The 20,115-nt window shown below is 34.9% G+C and carries 23 protein-coding genes and 1 pseudogene; 21 read left to right on the top strand and 3 right to left on the bottom strand.

Features of this window, described 5'->3' with window-relative positions:
• Window positions 1-14 precede the first annotated feature (14 nt).
• The 7 genes from P4S71_RS06375 (at window position 15) to P4S71_RS06345 (ending at window position 6,026) form a co-directional block, all read left to right on the top strand.
• Window positions 15-842 (top strand): TnsA endonuclease N-terminal domain-containing protein, encoded by an 828-nt coding sequence (locus tag P4S71_RS06375; protein ID WP_337150329.1) that lies wholly within the window; start codon window positions 15-17, stop codon window positions 840-842.
• Entirely contained in the window at window positions 829-2,199 is a 1,371-nt protein-coding gene (locus P4S71_RS06370) for a transposase (protein ID WP_337150328.1), read from the top strand. Before P4S71_RS06375 ends, P4S71_RS06370 begins: the two co-directional genes overlap by 14 nt.
• A 214-nt stretch (window positions 2,200-2,413) precedes the next feature.
• Window positions 2,414-2,776 carry a hypothetical protein gene (locus P4S71_RS06365; RefSeq protein WP_337150327.1) on the top strand — a complete coding sequence of 121 codons (363 nt, stop codon included), beginning with the start codon at window positions 2,414-2,416 and terminating at the stop codon, window positions 2,774-2,776.
• Between the two features lie 184 nt (window positions 2,777-2,960).
• Complete coding sequence (locus P4S71_RS06360) at window positions 2,961-3,776, top strand: ATP-binding protein (protein WP_337150326.1); 816 nt, start codon at window positions 2,961-2,963, stop codon at window positions 3,774-3,776.
• An 8-nt stretch (window positions 3,777-3,784) separates the two neighbouring features.
• Window positions 3,785-4,381 carry a hypothetical protein gene (locus P4S71_RS06355; protein WP_337150325.1) on the top strand — a complete coding sequence of 199 codons (597 nt, stop codon included), beginning with the start codon at window positions 3,785-3,787 and terminating at the stop codon, window positions 4,379-4,381.
• A gap of 75 nt (window positions 4,382-4,456) precedes the next feature.
• On the top strand, window positions 4,457-4,975 hold the full coding sequence (locus P4S71_RS06350) for a TniQ family protein (RefSeq protein ID WP_337150324.1): 519 nt from the start codon (window positions 4,457-4,459) through the stop codon (window positions 4,973-4,975).
• A gap of 319 nt (window positions 4,976-5,294) precedes the next feature.
• Window positions 5,295-6,026, top strand: a complete 732-nt coding sequence (locus P4S71_RS06345) for a TnsD family Tn7-like transposition protein (protein ID WP_337150323.1) — start codon at window positions 5,295-5,297, stop codon at window positions 6,024-6,026.
• A gap of 159 nt (window positions 6,027-6,185) precedes the next feature.
• Here the strand turns inward: P4S71_RS06345 and P4S71_RS06340 are convergent, their stop codons facing one another.
• Window positions 6,186-6,764: a hypothetical protein gene (locus tag P4S71_RS06340; RefSeq protein ID WP_337150322.1), complete on the bottom strand. Its 579-nt coding sequence runs from the start codon at window positions 6,762-6,764 to the stop codon at window positions 6,186-6,188.
• 273 nt (window positions 6,765-7,037) lie between these two features.
• On the opposite strand from P4S71_RS06340, the gene P4S71_RS06335 reads away from it, so the two are divergent.
• The 6 genes from P4S71_RS06335 (at window position 7,038) to P4S71_RS06310 (ending at window position 11,713) form a co-directional block, all read left to right on the top strand.
• Window positions 7,038-7,526 carry a hypothetical protein gene (locus P4S71_RS06335; protein ID WP_337150321.1) on the top strand — a complete coding sequence of 163 codons (489 nt, stop codon included), beginning with the start codon at window positions 7,038-7,040 and terminating at the stop codon, window positions 7,524-7,526.
• Window positions 7,527-7,924: 398 nt separating this feature from the next.
• Window positions 7,925-8,266 carry a helix-turn-helix domain-containing protein gene (locus P4S71_RS06330; RefSeq protein WP_337150320.1) on the top strand — a complete coding sequence of 114 codons (342 nt, stop codon included), beginning with the start codon at window positions 7,925-7,927 and terminating at the stop codon, window positions 8,264-8,266.
• Window positions 8,263-9,051: an ImmA/IrrE family metallo-endopeptidase gene (locus P4S71_RS06325; RefSeq protein WP_337150319.1), complete on the top strand. Its 789-nt coding sequence runs from the start codon at window positions 8,263-8,265 to the stop codon at window positions 9,049-9,051. The genes P4S71_RS06330 and P4S71_RS06325 overlap by 4 nt, the downstream gene beginning before the upstream one ends.
• A gap of 186 nt (window positions 9,052-9,237) precedes the next feature.
• Entirely contained in the window at window positions 9,238-9,873 is a 636-nt protein-coding gene (locus P4S71_RS06320) for a C1 family peptidase (RefSeq protein WP_337150318.1), read from the top strand.
• 5 nt (window positions 9,874-9,878) lie between these two features.
• Window positions 9,879-10,643, top strand: coding sequence for a hypothetical protein (locus P4S71_RS06315; protein WP_337150317.1), 765 nt, complete (start codon window positions 9,879-9,881; stop codon window positions 10,641-10,643).
• Between the two features lie 2 nt (window positions 10,644-10,645).
• Window positions 10,646-11,713: a hypothetical protein gene (locus tag P4S71_RS06310; protein WP_337150316.1), complete on the top strand. Its 1,068-nt coding sequence runs from the start codon at window positions 10,646-10,648 to the stop codon at window positions 11,711-11,713.
• On the opposite strand, the pseudogene P4S71_RS06305 reads toward P4S71_RS06310, so the two are convergent.
• A pseudogene (locus tag P4S71_RS06305) lies at window positions 11,685-12,593 on the bottom strand (nucleotide kinase domain-containing protein); the annotation flags it as partial. The gene P4S71_RS06310 and the pseudogene P4S71_RS06305 sit on opposite strands and share 29 nt — an antisense overlap.
• Before the next feature lie 223 nt (window positions 12,594-12,816).
• Between P4S71_RS06305 and P4S71_RS06300 the strand changes: the two are divergent.
• The 3 genes from P4S71_RS06300 (at window position 12,817) to P4S71_RS06290 (ending at window position 14,842) form a co-directional block, all read left to right on the top strand.
• Entirely contained in the window at window positions 12,817-13,179 is a 363-nt protein-coding gene (locus P4S71_RS06300) for a hypothetical protein (RefSeq protein ID WP_337150315.1), read from the top strand.
• 113 nt (window positions 13,180-13,292) lie between these two features.
• Entirely contained in the window at window positions 13,293-14,288 is a 996-nt protein-coding gene (locus P4S71_RS06295; RefSeq protein WP_337150314.1) for a TniQ family protein, read from the top strand.
• A gap of 191 nt (window positions 14,289-14,479) precedes the next feature.
• On the top strand, window positions 14,480-14,842 hold the full coding sequence (locus P4S71_RS06290; protein ID WP_337150313.1) for a hypothetical protein: 363 nt from the start codon (window positions 14,480-14,482) through the stop codon (window positions 14,840-14,842).
• A gap of 93 nt (window positions 14,843-14,935) precedes the next feature.
• On the opposite strand, the gene P4S71_RS06285 is transcribed toward P4S71_RS06290, so the two are convergent.
• Window positions 14,936-15,172, bottom strand: a complete 237-nt coding sequence (locus P4S71_RS06285) for a hypothetical protein (protein WP_337150312.1) — start codon at window positions 15,170-15,172, stop codon at window positions 14,936-14,938.
• Window positions 15,173-15,234: 62 nt separating this feature from the next.
• On the opposite strand from P4S71_RS06285, the gene P4S71_RS06280 reads away from it, so the two are divergent.
• From P4S71_RS06280 to darB, 5 genes are all read left to right on the top strand, one after another.
• Window positions 15,235-16,338: an ISAs1 family transposase gene (locus P4S71_RS06280; protein ID WP_096793603.1), complete on the top strand. Its 1,104-nt coding sequence runs from the start codon at window positions 15,235-15,237 to the stop codon at window positions 16,336-16,338.
• Window positions 16,339-16,500: 162 nt separating this feature from the next.
• Window positions 16,501-16,671 (top strand): darobactin family peptide antibiotic, encoded by a 171-nt coding sequence (gene darA, locus P4S71_RS06275; protein WP_337150311.1) that lies wholly within the window; start codon window positions 16,501-16,503, stop codon window positions 16,669-16,671.
• A 62-nt stretch (window positions 16,672-16,733) separates the two neighbouring features.
• Window positions 16,734-17,075 carry a hypothetical protein gene (locus P4S71_RS06270; protein ID WP_337150310.1) on the top strand — a complete coding sequence of 114 codons (342 nt, stop codon included), beginning with the start codon at window positions 16,734-16,736 and terminating at the stop codon, window positions 17,073-17,075.
• Window positions 17,076-17,185: 110 nt separating this feature from the next.
• Entirely contained in the window at window positions 17,186-17,803 is a 618-nt protein-coding gene (locus P4S71_RS06265; RefSeq protein WP_337150309.1) for a hypothetical protein, read from the top strand.
• Between the two features lie 140 nt (window positions 17,804-17,943).
• The gene (darB, locus tag P4S71_RS06260) at window positions 17,944-20,115 is read left to right on the top strand and encodes a darobactin export ABC transporter permease subunit (protein ID WP_337151600.1); all 2,172 of its coding nucleotides are present in this window, start codon (window positions 17,944-17,946) and stop codon (window positions 20,113-20,115) included.

Below are 20,115 nucleotides of genomic sequence, written 5' to 3'. Positions count from 1 at the left end.
TATTGGTAAAAATAATGTCCAGAGGAAGAAAACTAGAGTCTGTAAAAGACTATCAAAGAGCCCTTAAAAGTAAATATGGCATAGGAGAAGGCTTTAATTATAAGCCATGGCTTCGAATCCAGGATGTCAAATCTCACGGCATAAGATCATTGATTTTTGGACGAAAGTCTCAGCGTGAACATCATATGATGTCCTCAATTGAGGCTGAGCTCTTCTATTTGGCAGAGTTTTCTGACAGCGTTGTTGATATAAGAGAGCAATTTCCTATCTTACCACTCAATTATACGCAAAAAGTGGCAAATATTCTGGGTGTTAAGCATCCGACCCACCCTAATACCAAAGAACCTATAATTATGACTACGGATCAATTACTCACTATTGATTCTACTCAAGGTATTTCATATCACGCCATTTCAGTTAAGCCAGAAAGTGAATCGAATAAGCAACGAGTACTAGAAAAAATTGATATTGAGCGAGTTTGTTGGGAACTGCTTGGAGTTAAGTTTAGCTACTTCACCGGCAACGAATTAACCAGAATTCAAAGCCGTAACCTTGACTGGGCATCAGCTCCTTTTCGCGAAAACCCAACACGATTTTCTGACGAACAGATAAGTAGTGCCCTAACTATTATAAATGTAGGGCAGGTTTTTTTCAAAGATGTTTGTAATAAACTTATTTCAATGAATATAGCGACACATGATGATTCTCAGTTACTTATTCGTTATTTAATTGCAGATAAATATATTGATGTGGATCTATCTTCAAATATTCCTGAATTAGGGATTATGGATGTAAAATCTATTGCGGTTATGGGTAAAGGTGCTATGAATGGAACTTCCTAGAAACAGTGTATGGGAGTTAAAAGGTTCCGACTTAGCCGAAGATGGTTTATACCGAATTTTAGAAATTATGCTTGATGTTACATCGATCATTCTATTTCCTTTGGATACTAAATCGGTCACCATTCGCCCTTTTGCTGTCTCAATTGAAGCATTTACTGAACATGTAAAAAGTCGAAATGCTAGTAAAGCAGATTTTAATCTTCCCTGTTTTCTTTTAGTTGCAGAGGAAAACATTGCAAAAGAACATATTACTCGTAGAGATAAAAATTATTCTCTAATTGAAGGAATTATTTCTGACCGAGCTTTTATTTTTGATTATGCAACTAAAAAACGTGTTCCACATCTCGCAAAATATGCGGAAAAAATGGGCATTGATCGTAAAGCATTATCCCGCCTTTTAACTCAATTTTGGCGTTATGGACAGGATAAAATGGCTCTTCTCCCAGCTTATAGCAAGAGTGGTGGTTTAGGGAAAGATAGGAAACCAACAGATAAACCACTGGGATCACCTAAACAGCCAAGAACCGTGGCTGTGGAAAGATCAGTTAAATTTATAGTCACTGATATAGATAAAAATAAATTTACGAAAGCACTTAAAAAATACTATCTAAAGCAGACAGGCTTGACGTTGTCAAAAACTTATAAAAATATGCTAATAGATAGTTATGCTGATGAAGTACGTCTTGCTAATGCATATGGTAAACCGCCAGTAGTTCCTACTCTTAAACAGTTTAGCTACTGGTCAAAGAAAATATTTTCGAAAGATGAGTTTATTAAAAATAGAACCTCGGAAAATGATCACCTAAGGAATAAAAGAGGTTTATTAGGTAGCGTTATTCAGGATAGTTATTTGCCTGGGGCTCACTTTGAAATCGATGCAACAGTTGCTGATGTTCATATCGTTTCTGAGCTTGGCTCTCAATATGTATTAGGCCGACCAATAATTTACATTGTCGTTGACAGAGCTAGTCGAATGATAGTTGGCATGCATGTTTCACTCTTCCATGCTTCATGGCGTGCAGCTAGGCAAGCATTATCAAACTGTTTTATGCCTAAATCACGTTACTGCGATGAGTTTGGTGTTGATATAGATGACTCAGAGTGGCCTTGCTCGCATATCCCAATGGAGCTTGTTTGTGATAATGGTGAAATGATTGGCTTACAGCCTAAAAAAACGTTAAACCCGATGACTAAGCTTTCTTTCACCCCTCCTTATAGGCCGGATTGTAAGGGAGTGGTTGAGAAGCGCTTTGATATTTTAAATAAAGAAGTTATTCATGAATTTTTAGGTACCACTCGAGGTGGTAACGTCATCAGGGGAGTAGAGATCCTAGAAAGGATGCTATTTACACTCTAAAAGAAGTGACTGTTCAAATCATTAAAGCTGTTTTAGAGCATAATAAATCCATATTTGCTGACTTAGCTTTTTCTAGTCCGTTATTAGTTGAAAATGACTTATCTCCAACTCCTATCAATTATTGGAAGATCCATCTCGCTAAGCATAAACATGAACTTCAAGCCGCTCTACCTCATGACGTTATATCCCGCTTACTTCCCCTACACAAGTTAGTATGACGCGCAATGGAATTCACTTTAATGGGTTGTATTATTCGAATAAAGAAATTGAAGAACGAAATTTAGCATCTATTGCTAGATCATCAGGCCAATGGAAATTAGAAGCGCGAATTGATGAAAATACAACTAATCACATTTATGTAAAACTAGATAAAAATAAAAATTTTGAGCTCTGTTATCTATCGCCACGTAGTCGCATGTTTAAAGATAAATCGATGTATGAGTCTGAATTTATACAAGACTGGTTAGACTCAAAAAAAGAATTGACACCTATAAGTGTTACATCGATAGATGATCACCAAAACCGTCATCATGTGACTAAAAACGCTAAAAAAGAAGCTACAATACTGAAAAGATAGCATTTTCAGAAAAAACGAAGAATGTCCGCCAAAGACGTGAGAATGAGTTGCAAGCAACAACGAACGTACTCCAGCCAAAAATACAGAGCAATAAAAATATCGATACTACACCATCAGAAAACAGATCTGATAAGATCGTTTCTTTACCGGTTGGTAGAAAGAGAAGAACAAAAGGAGAGTCATCATGACAATAACTCAAGCTATATACCATGATGCAATATTACCTGAACACAAAGGTAATCCCTTGATTGAAGCTCTTCCTCCTAAAATTGCTTGGCAAGTTGTTATGACTGTATTTTGTAATTATCCAGATTATGCTGAAGAAGTTTCTGAACACCCAAACCCATTAGTAAGAGAAGAATACCTAAATAGAATAGAAGAACTCAGACAACCTTTGACTGACTATGAGTCTTGCTTCAGAGCAATAGAAAGAGCTATTAAAAAAGGATACTCAGCAAAAAATCCACTTAGCCCTACTACTGCACAATATTTACATTATTTAGTTGATGAAAGGCCTGAAATTGAACCTAGAACTGGCTTTTTCCAGCCTAAAGGTGAGGGTTTAACGCTAATTGGTGAAAGTGGTGTAGGTAAATCGTCAATGCTTGAGCAAGTTCTTAATTACTTTCCTAATGTTATAGAGCATGATTCATACAAAGATTGTTCATTAACAGCACTAAAACAGGTTGTTTGGATAAAAGTTGATTGCCCAAGTAATTCTAGTGTAAGAGATTTATGTGAAGAAATTTTATCAGTATTAGACCTTTCATTAGATAGAGAAAAAACTAAGCCAGCAGGAACTATAGGTGCGCTTGTTCGTCAATTAGAGCAGTGTATTAAATCTAGCTTTCTCGGAATGCTAATTATAGACGAGATGCAAAACTTACAGTTTAAACGAACAGGTGGTGAAAACAATCTGCTTAGGTTCTTGCATCGATTAGTGAACAAATTAGGTGTGCCGCTCTTCTTTATTGGAAATCCCCATTTGATCAAACTTTAATTAAGGAATTGAAAGCAGCTAGAAGAGCTGAAAGTGGATACCATCACACTATGTCTGTCCTTGCTAAGGACAGTGATTCATGGCGGGCGTTTATAACTCAACTTTGGAATTATCAATGGACTAATGTTTATACAGAGCTCTCGGAAGAGCTCAACGACTCATTACACAATCTTTCGGTTGGGAATATAGACATGGCAAGCCGGACTTATCGAGAGGCACAGCGATTAGTGATTGGCAGCAGTGATGAGCGTCTAACAGTATCAACACTCGAGGCTGGCAATGCAATAGCATGCGGTTTATCCCGACAAACCAATGAGATTCATGAACTAAAAAGTGTAATTACTTTACCAATAGGAAAACAGCGACGTAGTACTAAAAAGATTGAGACAGAAAGAGTGAGTACTATAGATAAAACTGGCGATATTACTAAACCGCAACATCCAGAATTTGCGGGTCAACTAATTGAATTAATAGGTGCTGTCGATTTAAACGACAGAGTAAAAGTTCGCGATATATTTCAACAGGCTAGTGGTTTAAAAGATCCAATTAGTTTTTTAAAACAAAAAAAGATGTTACTTGAAGATCCTTTATCAGAGTTATTTTGATGTGTTCAAAAAATAGGCAGCAAGTCTGTTTGTAGTCTAAAGTTACTACATCGTTGAACTTGAAATCCTAAATGAATGCAACTTCCTTTACCTTATCCAGATGAAATAATATTCAGCCGTATTGTGCGTCACTTTACTTTGAGTGGTATGACTTGTGAGCATTATTTATCTGATGTATTTGGTAATCATAAAGTAACTATTCACCCTTATTTAACCGCGGGCCTTGAACAAGTCTGTAAATTTAGTCACGAATTACCAATTGAAGTTTTAAAGATGCAAACATTAGCTCCTTTGTTTATGCATTTTTTGCCATCTTACGACTCAATTATTTCGAATGCTTTGATATCTAGTAAAGCAAGTGAAGCTATTCGCGCTTGTCAATTAACTTGTGTTCGTGAAAGAGAGCAAATCTCTATTAAGTTTTGTCCTGAATGTGCTAGAGCTAATGCTAAAGAGTTTGGTATATCATATTGGCACAGAAGTCACCAAATCCCTGGTGTTGAATCCTGCTCATTGCATAGGGTTCAGTTAGAACATTTTTTGTTAGAAAGTCGCTCAAGATTAAGCCATTACTTACTCCCCCTTAGATGTTAGCTCTAGAGCAACTAACAGGCTTAGTTGTGAGTTTGCACAATATACGTATGAAGTATTAACTCAAGTCAGTCATAGTGATAAACGCTTCGCTTTATTAACTTTTAAGATACAGCTTGAAAAACTTGGATATATAACGAATAGAGGTAGTTATCGTACAGCTAAGATTTTAAAAAGCTTCTATCAATTCTCTCAATACTTAGCCTGTGACACTCTCGCTTTTCTTCCTAGGTCAGTGAAAGACTGTCGTTATATTTCTTACTTACTATCAGGTAAAGTTTCACAGCATCCGATTAAATTTCTTTTATTTGGCTTTTGGCTTATGAAACAAACAGTTAATTTGGTTAAATGTGATGCTCTATTGGTAGAATCAAAACCAGCGATTCGGATAGAAGAAGAATGTATTAAGCTACTTCGTCGTGGTGAGTCAATGGCAACTATCAACCGAATTACAGGCAAAAGCCGTTGCTATATTAAAGCCTTAGCATTGAAGCTCAATATTCCATTAAATTTAAAACCAAGATATATAACAGAATCAATAAAACGGGGAGTGTTGCTTCTAGCTAACAAAGGTTTTCATCGCAAAATGATTGCAGACCACTTTCAAATATCTTCAGGTAGCGTTGAACAAATAATTTCGACCGTAGAGGGCTTAGTAGAAAAGCGAAAGCAATTTAGATTCCAATCAAAAAGGAGAAAGTATAAAGCAGTAATATTAAGAGCTATAAGAAATAACCCCTTTGCCATTAAACAAGAAATAAAAAATAGTTTTTATGCAGCTTTTCACTGGCTGTATGCCCATGAAAAATATTGGTTAGATAATACATTGCCTGCGCCAACTAGACCTAAAATACGGTCAAAAGTTGATTGGAAGAAAAGGGATAGTGCTTTGACTGCGAGGGTAGAATCAATTATGGGGAATTTAATAGGACCAATTTCACGCTCGCAGCTGGATGAAAAATTAGGAGGGCACGGTTGGCTAATTCGTTACCAACATAAATTACCTGAGACTATAGCTATCTATCAAAAAATAAACAAAGAACTAAGCCGATAATTAAACAACAAGTATAACTAACTAATAAATAATATGTATTAGTGTGATTACCAAGGGATTATGTCGGTCTAATTACCGAGCGACTTTGACGTAAATAGCATACCAGCCAGTTATTTAACTGTATTAGTTCAGACAAGATCTGACAAGAATGGGTAACTGTCAGATCAAGTCAGAGCTTGTACAAATAATATTGTTACTAATAATATCTTGGTAAAATAAATCAAATTCATCCAACCCATTAAAATTGTTCTCGAAAATAAAATCCGCTTTAGAAGCCATTTCAGATATCTGTGAATCAATAGTGTAGCTTTTGTAAATCTTCTTATTTGCCTTTATATAAATTATTTTAAATCCGTTTGAGCTGCACCACTTAAATTCATCTTCCGATCTGATATCGGAAATAAGTATGTTTTTACATTTATCTTTAAAATTCGTTATTTCTTCATTTAGCATTCTAATGTAAATATCTCTTTCAATATCTCGTAATGCATTTAAGTGCAACCAAATATCTCGAGGTGATTTTGTAATTAATTCCCCAGAGTTCAAAGTGATGTTTAATGGTTCTTCTTTAACCAATGGAGGGTAATCTTTTTCTAACCATGGATAAATCATAGCCGCAATTCTCTTAAGTTGGTCACTAAATGAAAAGCGCTGGTAATCAAACTCTTTAATAAGATGGTTTGCAATGAAGTCTTTACCTGCCCCAGAAACTCCCATCAGTGCTATTTTATTTTGCATAATACTTTCCACTGGTAACCGATTTTAATATGTTAAATGTAGCCTAATACACGGATAAGTGTAAAACTAGTAATTGATTTTATTAGTGTTTGAAATGGAGGTTCTGTTGTTGCTAAATGAATTAGAAAAAGCTTTAAAATTGATCACCCCCTCTATTTGTAAGAGTTTCTGTGGCCGTATAGTTGATTTACAAAAGCCTTTAGAACCTGATGAGCTATATTTATCGTCTAAAGCAAGTCTAGGAAGAGCTGCTGAGTTCATTGCTGGCAGAAATTGCCTAAAAGAAGCAATAAAAAAATATCTTTGGTCGAATCAACGATTGGTCGTTTTGTCGATGGAAGGCCTAAACTCCCTTCGGGGTTAGCTGGCAGTATTTCTCATAAGTATCCGTACGTAGTTACATTGGCTGGGCTTAAAACTGAAGTTTTATCATTGGGTGTAGATATTGAGCGAGTTGATAAATGGAACGCTAAGACAGCTGCTGTTTTCAGTTTGAGTCGAGATTTTTCAAATTTTGAGGACTTAAACCTCCCATTTCATATTTTCTCATCGATTTTATTTTCTGCGAAGGAAAGCGCATTCAAAGCGTTAAGGGCTATAAGTGACGCTGATACAATAACGTTAAAAACCATTTCACCTTCTATATCTTTGATAACTAATAATATATACAATTTTTCGGTTTGTTTGGCAGCTTACCAATGTTCTGGACACGCAATAGTTATTGACAATAAATGGGTAATAGCGACAGCTTGGGTTGATTAATATCAAATACATAGAGTTGTTTTGTTTGATTTTCACACAGGCGTGCTATATGTTGTTAGATAACGTAACAAGGTGTATTTATGATGAGCAAAACATCACTAAAAATAACAAAAGCTGAATATAAAAAATTAAAAAAAAGCTTAAAGCTGAATTAATTGATGAACTTGATTCTGAAGTTCAATTTGCTGAATTTGAAACTGACGACGAAGGTTTGTGGGATACACCAGCTGTTGACTCAAAAGCTGTGGTTAAAATTTCTCCAGTGGTTGAGAGTTACACTGGAACACAACTAGATCCCTCTTGGATTAAATGTGGAGGTTATGATTCTGTCCTCGAAGCTGTTGATCATATTATGGAACAGTTAGAGCTCGAGTTCGATAAAGCTGAGGAGAAGTAAAATGAGTTCAGATGCTCGAGTTGTAATAGGTACAAAATTAAAAGAAGCCCGAGAGTATTTAGACATTTCTCAGGAACGTGCTGCTACAGAAATAGGTATAAATAGATCAGCCATTTCTCTTATTGAAAACGGACAAAGAAAGCTAGATACAGTCGAGTTAATGTCACTAGCGAAGCTTTATCAAAGACCAGTAGCATATTTTACAGATCAAAATTTTAGCGTTGAGCCAAATCCAAATGCGGCTGTATTCGCTAGAAATATTGACAAGTTATCAGAAAATGACCGCCTAGAGCTGGATAAATTTGCTGAATTTTTATCAATGAAGTCATCAGGTGAAAAATGAATTATAGGGAAGCTACTTTACGTGGTACTCGTGGAGCATCGGAAGCTTTATCTCGTTTAGGGCTTAAAACAAAAATTAAAGAAGGTTTACATCAAATAGACGTATTTGACAGCTTGAAACAATTAGATGTAGTGACTGTGTGTAGGCCTTTGGAGGGGTTACTTGGTGCTTACACCATGCATGGAAAGACGCATGGTGTAATGGTTTCAACAAACAGACGCTTACCGATACAACGTTTCACCGCAGCGCATGAACTCGGTCATTTCTGGCTGCAACATGGTACCAGTTTAGATAGTGAAGAATCTATAGGAGATGCCCGTAACGTTAAAGGCAATGCACCTTTTAAAGAAGTTGAGGCAGAAGCATTTGCATCAGAATTTATACTTCCTAAAAGTTTAGTTGGTTATACGATACGGCGACAAAATTACGCAAAGCCAGACTTGAAGAACCCTGAAACTATTTATCAATTGTCCCTGCGGTTAGGTGCTAGCTACTCAGCAACAAGAGTAGCTATGCAAAACCATAAATTTATTTCTTTGCAAGAATCAACTATAGCTGCATCAGTATCTCCAAAGTCAATAAAGCAGTGTCTTTTGAAAGGCTTAGGGATAAATGCATCTCATCCAGATGTCTTTATCCTAACAGAAAAAGATAATGGAAGTTATATACTATCGGGACCTGAAGATACTGTAATTATTGAACTACAAGAGCATTCTACAAGTGGTTATTCTTGGACTGAAATCCCTTCATCTACAATTGTAAATACGTTATTAGATCTCACATAACAATGATAGCAGCTCCAGAGTCGGTGGATTAACACAAAGAAAGCGGGTTCTTCAAGGTGATCAGGTAGCGCAAATTAATACTCAAGAGAATAGGGCTTGGGATGTAGACGGAAAACCTATCAATTCTTTTGAAGTTACACTGGACTTTCGTGGTCAAGAAAGTGGTTTGCCACGGGCATATAATCAATGAGCAGTCCGTTAATTATAGAAACAGATTTGAGAGGTTTATTACCAAATGTAAGAGACCAAGGGCCACGCCCTCTTTGTCTTGCTTTTGCCGCTAGTGACTTTAACTCTGTACGTAACCAACTTGAATTTGATTTATCTGTCGAATACCTTGCACATCATGCTTATAAAAAAGATGGACATGCCAATTTTCAACTTGGTCTAACGACTAAAAGCATCATTGAAGTTTTGTATGGTGAAGGACAGCCAAGCGAAGCACAATTTTCATATGATAGTTTAGCAACTTCTCCCCGTTTACCACCTAGCAACATCAAACCGAAACATTATGCTAGGGCTACTGAGTCTATAACTTGTATTGACTCGATTAATGAGCACCTAAAAGGTGGAGAGGTGGTAGTTGCATGTATTGCTTTGCCAAAAGCATTTCAAACTATATCTTCGCCATACATTCTTGATGATGAGATTGGCGAAATAGGAAATCACGCAGTTTTAATTGTTGGAAAAGCGAAGGGACGATGCGGATCAGATTTCTTTCTAATAAGAAATAGTTGGGGAGTTTCATGGGGTGATAATGGTCACTGTTGGCTTTCTGAATTTTTTAAAAACAAGAGCATTTGCTTTAATAAAGGTAGCTAAATAATATGCATGTAATTAGCACTGACACACGAGAAGAAGCTTGGTTACAAGCTGTTAAACATCTAAAAAATGGGACGTCGCACAAGATTGAATATAACCTAATTCTTGAAGTAAAAAAGCCAGGCCAAACGACGACTAGAACAAAAGAAATAAGAGATAAGTTCGACTGTTTTGCAAAAGATAATCTCTCTTATAATTCACATACAGTGGCTGAAACAATTTTTCCGGCAAGCCTCTACAAAAAGTACGGTGTGGAAGGTGTTTATACAATTTATCCTGAGCAGGTTTATCCAACTATTAAAGGAATCCAAGCTAACAACCGAGGTACTTATGCAATGCGTATTGTGCGTGGTTCAAGTGCCATAGGTCATAAAATAAATCCAGTGAAAGAGGTAATATCTCGATTAAAAAAAGCCGCAAAATCACCTTCAGGTATACGGTGCGCACATGAAATATCTCTTGATGACAGTGAATCTATTCCAATAAATCACAACGATAGAAGTCGATATGGTTTTCCGTGTTTAAGCCATTTAAGTTTCAAATTATCTTATGATAGAAAAGAGCTCCACCTAACTGCTGTTTATAGATCGCAGTTTTTTATTGATAAGGCTATGGGTAACTTACTTGGCCTTGCTCGGTTACAAAGTTTCATATGCCGAGAAGTGGGAGTCAGTATGGGAGCGTTAGTATGCCATGCCACGTATGCGCAGTTAGACGACACTGGAAAAGTTAGAGCTTTCAATAAGCTGTTAGAGTCACTGGAAGAATAAATATGGATGCAAATCAATTTCAACAGGAAGCTTCAAGGACAGTTAAGATAAATTGGGCTCATGAAAATGGACCTGACATAGCAATACTCGGTGCTATAGGAGAGCTAGGTTCATTAGCTTCTGTACTCAAAAAGAAACAAAGAGATGGTAAAGCCTACTCGCATTTTACGGAGCATTTCTCTGAAGAAATCGGAGATATTCTTTGGTATGTTGTAGTAATGGCTTCCAGAATGAATGTTACTTTTGATGAGTGGCCTAGTTATAAAGGGGTAGAGCTAGATATTTTCCAATCAACATATTCTTTACTTGACCAAATTTACTTGCTTCATAAAAAAAGGGGAGCATTATTTGAAATTGGTTCGGCAAATCAGGAAGTTGTAAATTTATACTTAGAAACTCTTCGTAATTTGCAACACCTTGCAGGGTTTGTTGAGCAAGACTTAAGTGAGATTGCTGATAAATGTGTAAATAAAACACTTTCATATTGGGGGCATGATGAATTGCCTGCTGCAAAATTTGATAGTAATTTTCCTGAGTATGAACAATTACCAAGGAAATTTGAAATCGAATTTCTCCCTCTAAAAGACCCCAATACAACGATAATGCGTATGAACGGTGTTCAATTAGGAGATAGACTCACAGATAACTCATATGAAGACGATGGTTATAGGTTTCATGACGTATTTCACATTGCCGGAGCTGGCTTGTTAGGTTGGTCGCCTGTTTTTAGAAGGCTATTAAAAGCTAAACGCAAAAGCGATTCTAAAGTTGATGAAGTGGAAGATGGCGCAAGAGCTGCAATTATAGAAGAAGCGATAATCAATCACATATATGATTTTGCTAGACCAGAGTTTTTAAAGGGAATTCGCCGTGTTGATTTAGATTTAATTAAACGAGTACAACGACTGGTTAGAGGTTATGAAGTTAGCCAATGTGAGCCTTGGGAATGGCAGCATTGTATTTTAGAAGGCTATAGAATTTTTCGTGAACTAAAGATTTCCGGTGCGGGCATTTTGCAGGTGGACGCTGAAAAAAGAACACTTACATTGCAGCCACACCCGGATAAATAGATTCTATATTATTGTTAATATTCCATTTAGGCGGGTACCAAACCTCAATAGGCGATTTTTGAGGTTTAAACTTTTGCTTGATGCGGGTTCTGCCGCTAATTCCAGAAACTTCTGGATGTGCTACTCTTGCGTACTTATCTACCTCACAAAACAGGTTTTGACAGTCTATTAACTGTAAAGGCCGGCCCCATAAGTTCTTGAACGAATATCCAAACTTATCAAAGTAGTTTTCTTGATTATCCATCATATAGCGGATTATATCTGCTTCACTGTAATCACCTAAATTTGTAAAACACTTTTTAATGCCATCCATTGCACCTGGACCAGGGACGACGAATTCTTGTTCACTGAATTGAAAATAATCTGAATAATTTAAATCAGTAACAAACTGATATGCTAAAAACTTGCCTAAAGACTCAACTTCTAAAATTCGCTTGTAAGCATTTTCCATTGAGGTGCAAGATAATAAATCATTACTAAAGGAGCCTGACATTAATTTCTGGAGCAACATTAAGTGGAACTCATGCTTACGTTTCCCCATGTATTCTTTTTTTGGACCTGAGGGAATTATGTAGGCTGCTGAATAAATGCTCTGCTTTTTGTCCATTGCTTTTTGTAGTATATTTGCGTACTTTTCTACAGAGAAAGTTTTCAACGAAACTTCACCAAATGACGCTTCCAGTAATTGCCAAGTTTCAATTTTATTAAAAAACTTAAATAACAAAACTCTAAAAATTGTATCCATGTCAGACCAACATTTTGAATAAATGACATTTTTTATTAAGTACTGACTTACTCTATCAGAAGCTCTGTAAGCATTAGTGAACTTGTATTCACTAATAATTCCATCTTCACTCCATGGGCCCTGAGTGCAATTAAGGCGATTAAAAAAGCTTCTTGACGCTTAGAAGCAAACTTCCAATACGTCTCAAAAACGATAGATTTCTTTGGTTTTTGTTTTTTTATAAAAACATTGTTTGAGGCAGAAGCAATCATTAGAGTAATCTATAAAATTTAATTAAATCCATTATATGAAAATATCTTTACTTTTGCACTTTTTATTTTATCATAATATGATCGCTTTAATTATATTATGATTTATTTTGGCTCGTACAAGAAAAGATCCAAACATTTCAAAAGAAATGTCCTACAGACTGCGCTACCTTATCAACGAATGTATTGATGCCTCTGTTGAGGAGTGTTCAAGTATATTGGGTTACGCAAATTCATCCCCTCTACGTAAAGCAATGGCTGGCCATTGTTTTGTCGATACGGAGAGATTAATATTACTGTCTTCAATTAAAAGCGCAGAAGGCTTTTATGCAAATCTACACTGGCTATTGACTGGGTTAGGTCAGCCACTTTTAAAAGATAGTAAAGTTCAAGGAAGTAATGCTGACTTAAAAAAATTAATGTCTTTACCTCAGAATAAGCTAAAAGCAATTATTGAATTGCTTGATTTATAAGTTTTTAAAGATTGTTCCCTAAAATGTCAGGTGATGCATATCATTTGCCGTATGTAACGAGGTATGATTAATTTTATCATTTTAAGGAAACAACTTAATTTGGAATTTAGACTATGAAACCTATGCAAGATGAGTCTTTGCACAGCTGGATCTATAGGTGTTTGCTTGTTAATGGTGTTGTGGATTTCTCATGTATCATTGATCAATCAGGTCTATGGTGTACAAACTTAGATTTCCCTATAAAATTTAAACAATGTTTTACATTTCCTACTGATGCTGAATTACTTGAGTTATTTTTAAAATCATCGCTTAGTTTTGAATATAAAAAAATAGATGAGCCATGGGTCGTTGCTTCCAATATTAAAGCTAAACTAATCAATGAAGACTCCATAAAAGCCAAACGGAGAAATATCTCTGTGAGGTATTGTGCAGCTTGTATTAAGGAATCGATTAAAAGAGAAGGTTTCGGTTATTTTAAATCTGATTGGTTTTTTTATAGGCACTGCCATAAGCATAATACCCTTCTTTACTCTTTATCCTCGAAGTCCAGAGCGCAGAGTCTAAAACTTATAAGAGGTTTATTATCTGGTAGATCGTCAGGTAAATTATTGGAAACAACAAATCAATACAAGATACCTATACCTTCTTTAAATTTTAAAACTAGTTATTTGATGCCCTGTCTCGTAGAAGCTTTATATAATTCGCTTGATAGCGCTAGAGTTGAAGAAATAAATAAGCGGGAAAGCAATTCTCAATCTAAGTTTCAAAGTGACTATCTTACTGATGATATCATTTTTGCTAATAAATTATTTTTTTATTACAAAGTGATAGAGTTTATAAGTGAGTTTTTTAATAGTGGCGAAGCTGAAGTGTCTGCACTACTAAAAGAAATATCAGAAAATATAATTTATAAATTTGGTATAAATTATGAGAGGAGCTTGTCAACAAAATTAGTGAAAAGAAAAAGCTATAATTGTACAAAATGTTGGAAATGGGCTTTTATGGATTTATGCCCAACAAATCCTATTATTTATATTTCTAAACTGGACAGTCAATATAACAAATTTAATCCATATTTGAGTGTGAATGATAATTTAACTAGTTCTTGAACTAAGTAGACTTAAAGTTTTATTTGCTAATCAAGAGGTGCGACAATATGTAAAATTTTTTTGTGCTTAAATCTCTATATTTTACGATAGCGCTGTTGTTACATTTCAAGTAAATTTTAAGATGTGCGCTTTTAGATCTAGATTAAAAACGAGTCATACTTTATTGTGGTAAATTATGGATAGAGGGTATTATGATTAGTTTGAATTGTTATAAAAAAATAGAATGCATATTGTCAGACTGGAGATTGGATGCTCATCAAAAGTATTCGATTTTAGGTTGCAAGACAAAAAATCATAATGCCATTTTTAATTTACAAGAATTATTGACTGTCATTGATGAATGCACTGATATCCATTATAGGGTAGAACTAATCTTACATATAGCTTCTTCTTTAAAAATCACTTTTAATAATCCGAAAAACATAAATGGATTCATGAAAATGAAAAATGGAAATCAGCCATTTAATGGCACTTGCCCTATTGATTTAGCATGTGAAAGTTTAAGTGGCCTCGAAACTGTTGATTCAGCAATTACCCAGATTGTGAAAATTTAGATACTTCAATTTATATGCAAGTTAGTACTTATTAGATAGATAAATTTTAACTTTTTATCAAAAAAAGTACCATGTGTCTGAGTAGCAGGTCTTTTACTGAGTATTTTTATCATGCTTCGCTTCCAATTTTTCTCTTTGTTTTTCAATTAATTTAACTACTTGCTCAACTGCTAATATATAATTTTGAGCGGCATCTGGCGAAGGTGTCATATTCGCTAGGGCGACCCGATTCCTCATTTCAAAAACTTCAACAACAAGCTTCTTAGTTTTTGTGTCTAGTAGATCCGTTGCGATTATACCTTTGTTATTACACTTACAGGGCAAGATCATACTTAACTTGATTATTACTTCGAATCTGTGATCAAATCGCCTTTTTCTCAAAGGCGATTAACATGTCATTCATCAACCATTTCAACGACATTCAAGATACTCGTTCACACATCAACAAAAAACATGAATTGCTGGATGTTATATTCCTTACAGTCACTGCGATTATTTCAGGTGCTGAAGGGTGGAAGGATATTAAGCAATTCGGTGACAGTAAACTGACTTGGTTACGTAAGTTTCGTTCATTTGAAAATGGTATTCCTGTCGATGATACGATTGCTCGTATCATTAGCTCACTGGCCCCTGAAGCTTTATTAGCTTGTTTTGTTTCTTGGGTTAATGAGCTTAGAGATGCGAATAATCAAAGCGTCATTGCCTTTGACGGTAAAACACTTCGCCATTCTTATGATGGTGATAAAAAAACAGCTATTCACAGTGTTTCAGCTTATGCAGTTGAACAGGGCCTAGTACTAGCACAATGCAAATCAAAAAGTAAGAAGAATGAAGTATCAACAGTGATGGCACTTATTGAATTACTTGAGCTTAAAGGCAATATCATCACAGCAGACGCGATGCATTGTTTAAAGAAAGTGACGAAAGCCGTCAGCAAGAAAGACGGAGACTATTTGCTGCAAGTGAAGAATAACCAAGGAAAATTGAACAAAGAAATTCAAGCCTACTATCACAAAGTCAGACGAGAGCAGCCATCACTCATCCAGCAAAATAGCCATGAAACAGTAAATGATGGGCATGGTCGAATAGAGCAGCGCACGTACACTCAACTGTTGGTGACAGATTGGCTTGAGCAGCGCCACGGTTGGGTCAATTTCAACTCCATAGTCGAGGTAGTACGACAGCGTTATGTTGGCGATAGTCATACAATGGAAACGAGTTATTACATCAGCTCGCTAGGGATAAACCCAGAGCAAGTAGCCAAGTCTATTCGCCAGCATTGGGGAATAGAAAACTCAGCACACTGGGTATTAGATATGACATTTAAAGAAGACGATTCACGTATTCGTCGAGGTGATGCCCCCGAGAATATGGCGACCTTCAGACGATTTGCGATGAACTTAGCGAAATTAAGCGCGATAAAAGACAGTATGAAAGGTAAGTTGAAACAGGCTGCTTGGTCAGATGAGGTAAGAGAGCAGCTTATTTTAGGATAAATAACGCTCAAGTATGATTTTGCCCTGATTACACTTACTCAGGTGATTAAAAAATCATTGACATTACGTTGTAATAATTTCATTATGTTTACGGAAGTTAATTTTACTAATTACTAATTACTAATTAGTAATTAGTAATTAGTCAAATGAAAAGGAAATGTGATGATTATTGAAAAAGAAAGAGTGTCAATTTCAGAAAAGCTAAGTGCACTTAAGTCCAGTTTTTCTGAGCAAACTCTGAACATTAAAAGTGTAGATCAATCTCGTGTTGATAGTATTTCTCTAGCCCCACCGATCACAGCTTGGAACTGGTCAAAATCTTTTGAAAATTAGCCACGATATGGTGATGTGCTGCTAAATTATTCAGTATTAGCAGCTTTCTCAAGGATGGTGTAATGAATGTACTTACTGTTGAACTTGCAAATTTTTTAGAGCTAAAAACAACTAATTTTGCTCACTTATTTACTCAGCTTAAATTAAGATTGTTAATAGATATTATTCAAAAAGATATCTTACCTAACACCGAGTTATATGAACTGTTTGATAAAATACCTACTAATGAAGTTTATAAACTATTAATGCTTCCAAAGTTTTGGAAAGTTGTAGTTTCTTGCCGCAATTGTAATAACTACTTTCAAGATGTAAGGCAATTACTAGCGAACGAAGTATATTTTCTGAGTTTTAAACCTTATGAATACCAATTAAATAAAAGTGATTTAATAAATGAAAAAAATTAACTTGGAATTTACGTGGCGATTTAGCTTATAAATATAAACTAGGGTACATTTATAAGAATAATATTACTCATACTGATTCTGATATTCTCCTTGATTTTTATAGTGATTTGGTGAGGGGTAAGCAGAAAGATATTCCTTGGAATGATACGGGGCTAAAATCACATTACATCACAAGTTCTTCTTCCAAAATTATCGGTGCCTTAGACTATATTAAGGCTATTTCTGAATCATGCTACACAACACTAAAAGATAGTATTTTTACTATTGCTATCCGTTTTGATAATACAAAAGATAAGTTTAATTGTGCTTCTACAAATATTTGTAATGGGTTAATTATATTAATAAATCCCCACTTAGACAATGTTAGTATCGAAACAGTTGCTGATGCAATCGTCCATGAAATGATCCATAACTTATTCGATGTAGCTGAACTTTACGAGCCATGTCTACCAACAAAGTTTCATCCTCGAATTATAGAGTCCCCTTGGACGAAGAGAATGCTGGATCCAAATACTTATATTCAAGCTTGTTACACATGGTATGGGTTAAAATGTTTTTGGCAAAAAGCCCATGAATGTGAAAAATCTCAGAATGCTTATTACTACCTTCAACAATCTTCAAAGGGGTTTGCTTCGTCTGAATTTATTGACGTAGCGAAAAACTCAGAATTCGAGTTTGACCAGAAAATAATTTCCACACTTGAAAGATTCAAGATATCAGGATGTTAAAATGCTAAAAATTTTTACTCATGGAAAAACGCTGTCGTCCGTAACAGGTATATTATCTCTTTCACTAGGTACAATATTACTAGGAATAATGTTTGCTTTTTTTATTGCAGATAAATCAGTAAATACAATTATAAAAAAATATTTATAAAATTGAAACAACATTTAACTTACCTAATGGAGAAAAAGTAAAAAGCTCCCAAGCACCTGCACCTCTAATTCATGTATTAGAAAAAAATAAATTAATAAAGAATATAGGTAAAGCTAAAACTGAAAATTTAACAGCCTTTTATGACAAAAAAGAAATTAAGAGTACAGAAATTTTTGCCCTTGATAGTAACGCACAAAAAATACTTATGTTCAGCGATGATTTTTCTCCTGAATTAGGTGATAACAGTGTACTTATATCAAAAGAGTTTGCTGAAAAGCTAACATTTGAAACTAATTCATTGATAGGTGAGACTTTAAAATTAGGTAAACTCGGAGCTTTTAGAATAGAGCAAATAATCGAGCTCGATGATACTTTATCAATAAAGCCTGATGTAATAGTTAACTTTGACCCAATTTATACAGCAAATATCCAGAAAAATTACGGGAATTGGTACGATACTCATCTTCATTTGTTCGTCGAATTGGCTGAACAAACTCAAATAGATTTGAATCAGATAGTAATAGATAATGCTCCGCAAATACCTGGTGCTCCTTTTACTCCTGACTCTTTCATAAACTTATCCATGAGAAACATAACAAATCTTCACTACGATTTAAATTATCCAGATGCTCTTGGGTTTACGTTTTCTAAATCTAACCTTTATTTAATATATAGTGTATGTGCTTTTTCCTTTATCTTAGGGGGTATTGGCTTTGTAAGCTCAGTTATTTCAATACAAGTTTCTGAAATGGAGCGTACTAAAACTTTGCTTAGTATTGGAGGTAGCCCTGGGCAGATTATCATTAGCTGTTTAATGAATAATAAAGCCATTTTTATAGTATCATCCGCATTATCTTTATCGATTTTCTATTTCTTTCTTAAGTTCTTTTCAGATGAATTTAACCTTCTTAAAGTGATTGATATTTATGGTTTTTATGCTATGGCTGGAGCAATTATAATCATTCAATTGATAGTGTACGTTTTATCTACCATTCTTGTTTCTAGAAAAATCATCTCTTTAAAGAATAGCGAAAATATAACTAAATCCACCGGATTTCAAACGTTATGGTTAATACAGCTGATAGTATTCATACAAATGTTTATAACTGCTCTAGTAGTTTTTATTTCCGTTGCTGTTACCTATGAGTTGTTTTCTGCGAAGGGAGCTGATTATGGTTATAATCTTGACGAAATATATTACACGAAACTTGATGGCTTCAATGATAGAGATGTGAACAGCTTAAGAGATCGACTTAATGCAACTTATGGACGAGTAACTGAAGCTTCAAGTTGGTACCCTTTCGATAAATCGTCTAACTATATAACTGTCTCTACTGCACAGCAGAAGATAGAAGAGGAAGTAACACCGATAAATTATTTTTATGCTGGAGAGAAATTCGTTGATGTATTGGGATTGAAAGTAATTTCAGCCAGCGGGCAAGTTGATAGTACTATAAACGATGATTCGTCCAAAAAAATGAAAGTTATAGTCACCAAAGAATTTTCTAACTTATTTGATAATATTTCTTTAGAGAACATAATAAATCATACATTTTATGCTGACTTTGGAGATGGTTTAAAGGAAATTGAAGTGGTTAAAGTAGTAAGTGATTTCTTCTTAGGAAAAACTAAACCAAGTAATGATCCAATTATGATTATAATTGATGATTTAAAGGCAAATTATTTACTGTTCAGTGGTAGCTCAAATTTTGTCCATAAAATCAATTTAAATAATTCTTTGGATTTTCATTCGAGCTTAGATACCCTTGAAAGTGAGTATTCAGATCTTTCAAATGTTGTTTTTTATCTCCTATGTATTGTGATATTAAATATTATCCTTATTTCGTTAAATACAGTGGCAAATGGCCTTGTGGATGTTGAACGACATAGTTATTCCTTAAATATCATGAAACACCTTGGTGCCAATCTACAGTATATTTTTTTATTCGTTTTCAAAAAAAATATATTTATATATATCGCTTCTGCGACCATCGGAGTTTTTTTCGGATATATAGTTCTGTCTTTAGAATTTTTTGCATTGGATAATGTTACATTTAATATGGTGCATTACTCTCTTTCATTCCTAACGGTCAGTTTACTTTTAGTATTCATCATAGTACTAAGTTTCGTAGTGGTTAGTTATAAATATTTAGCAAAGTCATAA

Origin of the sequence: Pseudoalteromonas sp. B62 (genome assembly GCF_037162565.1) — a bacterium.
Taxonomy (GTDB): Bacteria; Pseudomonadota; Gammaproteobacteria; order Enterobacterales; family Alteromonadaceae; genus Pseudoalteromonas; species Pseudoalteromonas fuliginea.
This window is presented reverse-complemented; position numbering and strand designations above follow the sequence as displayed.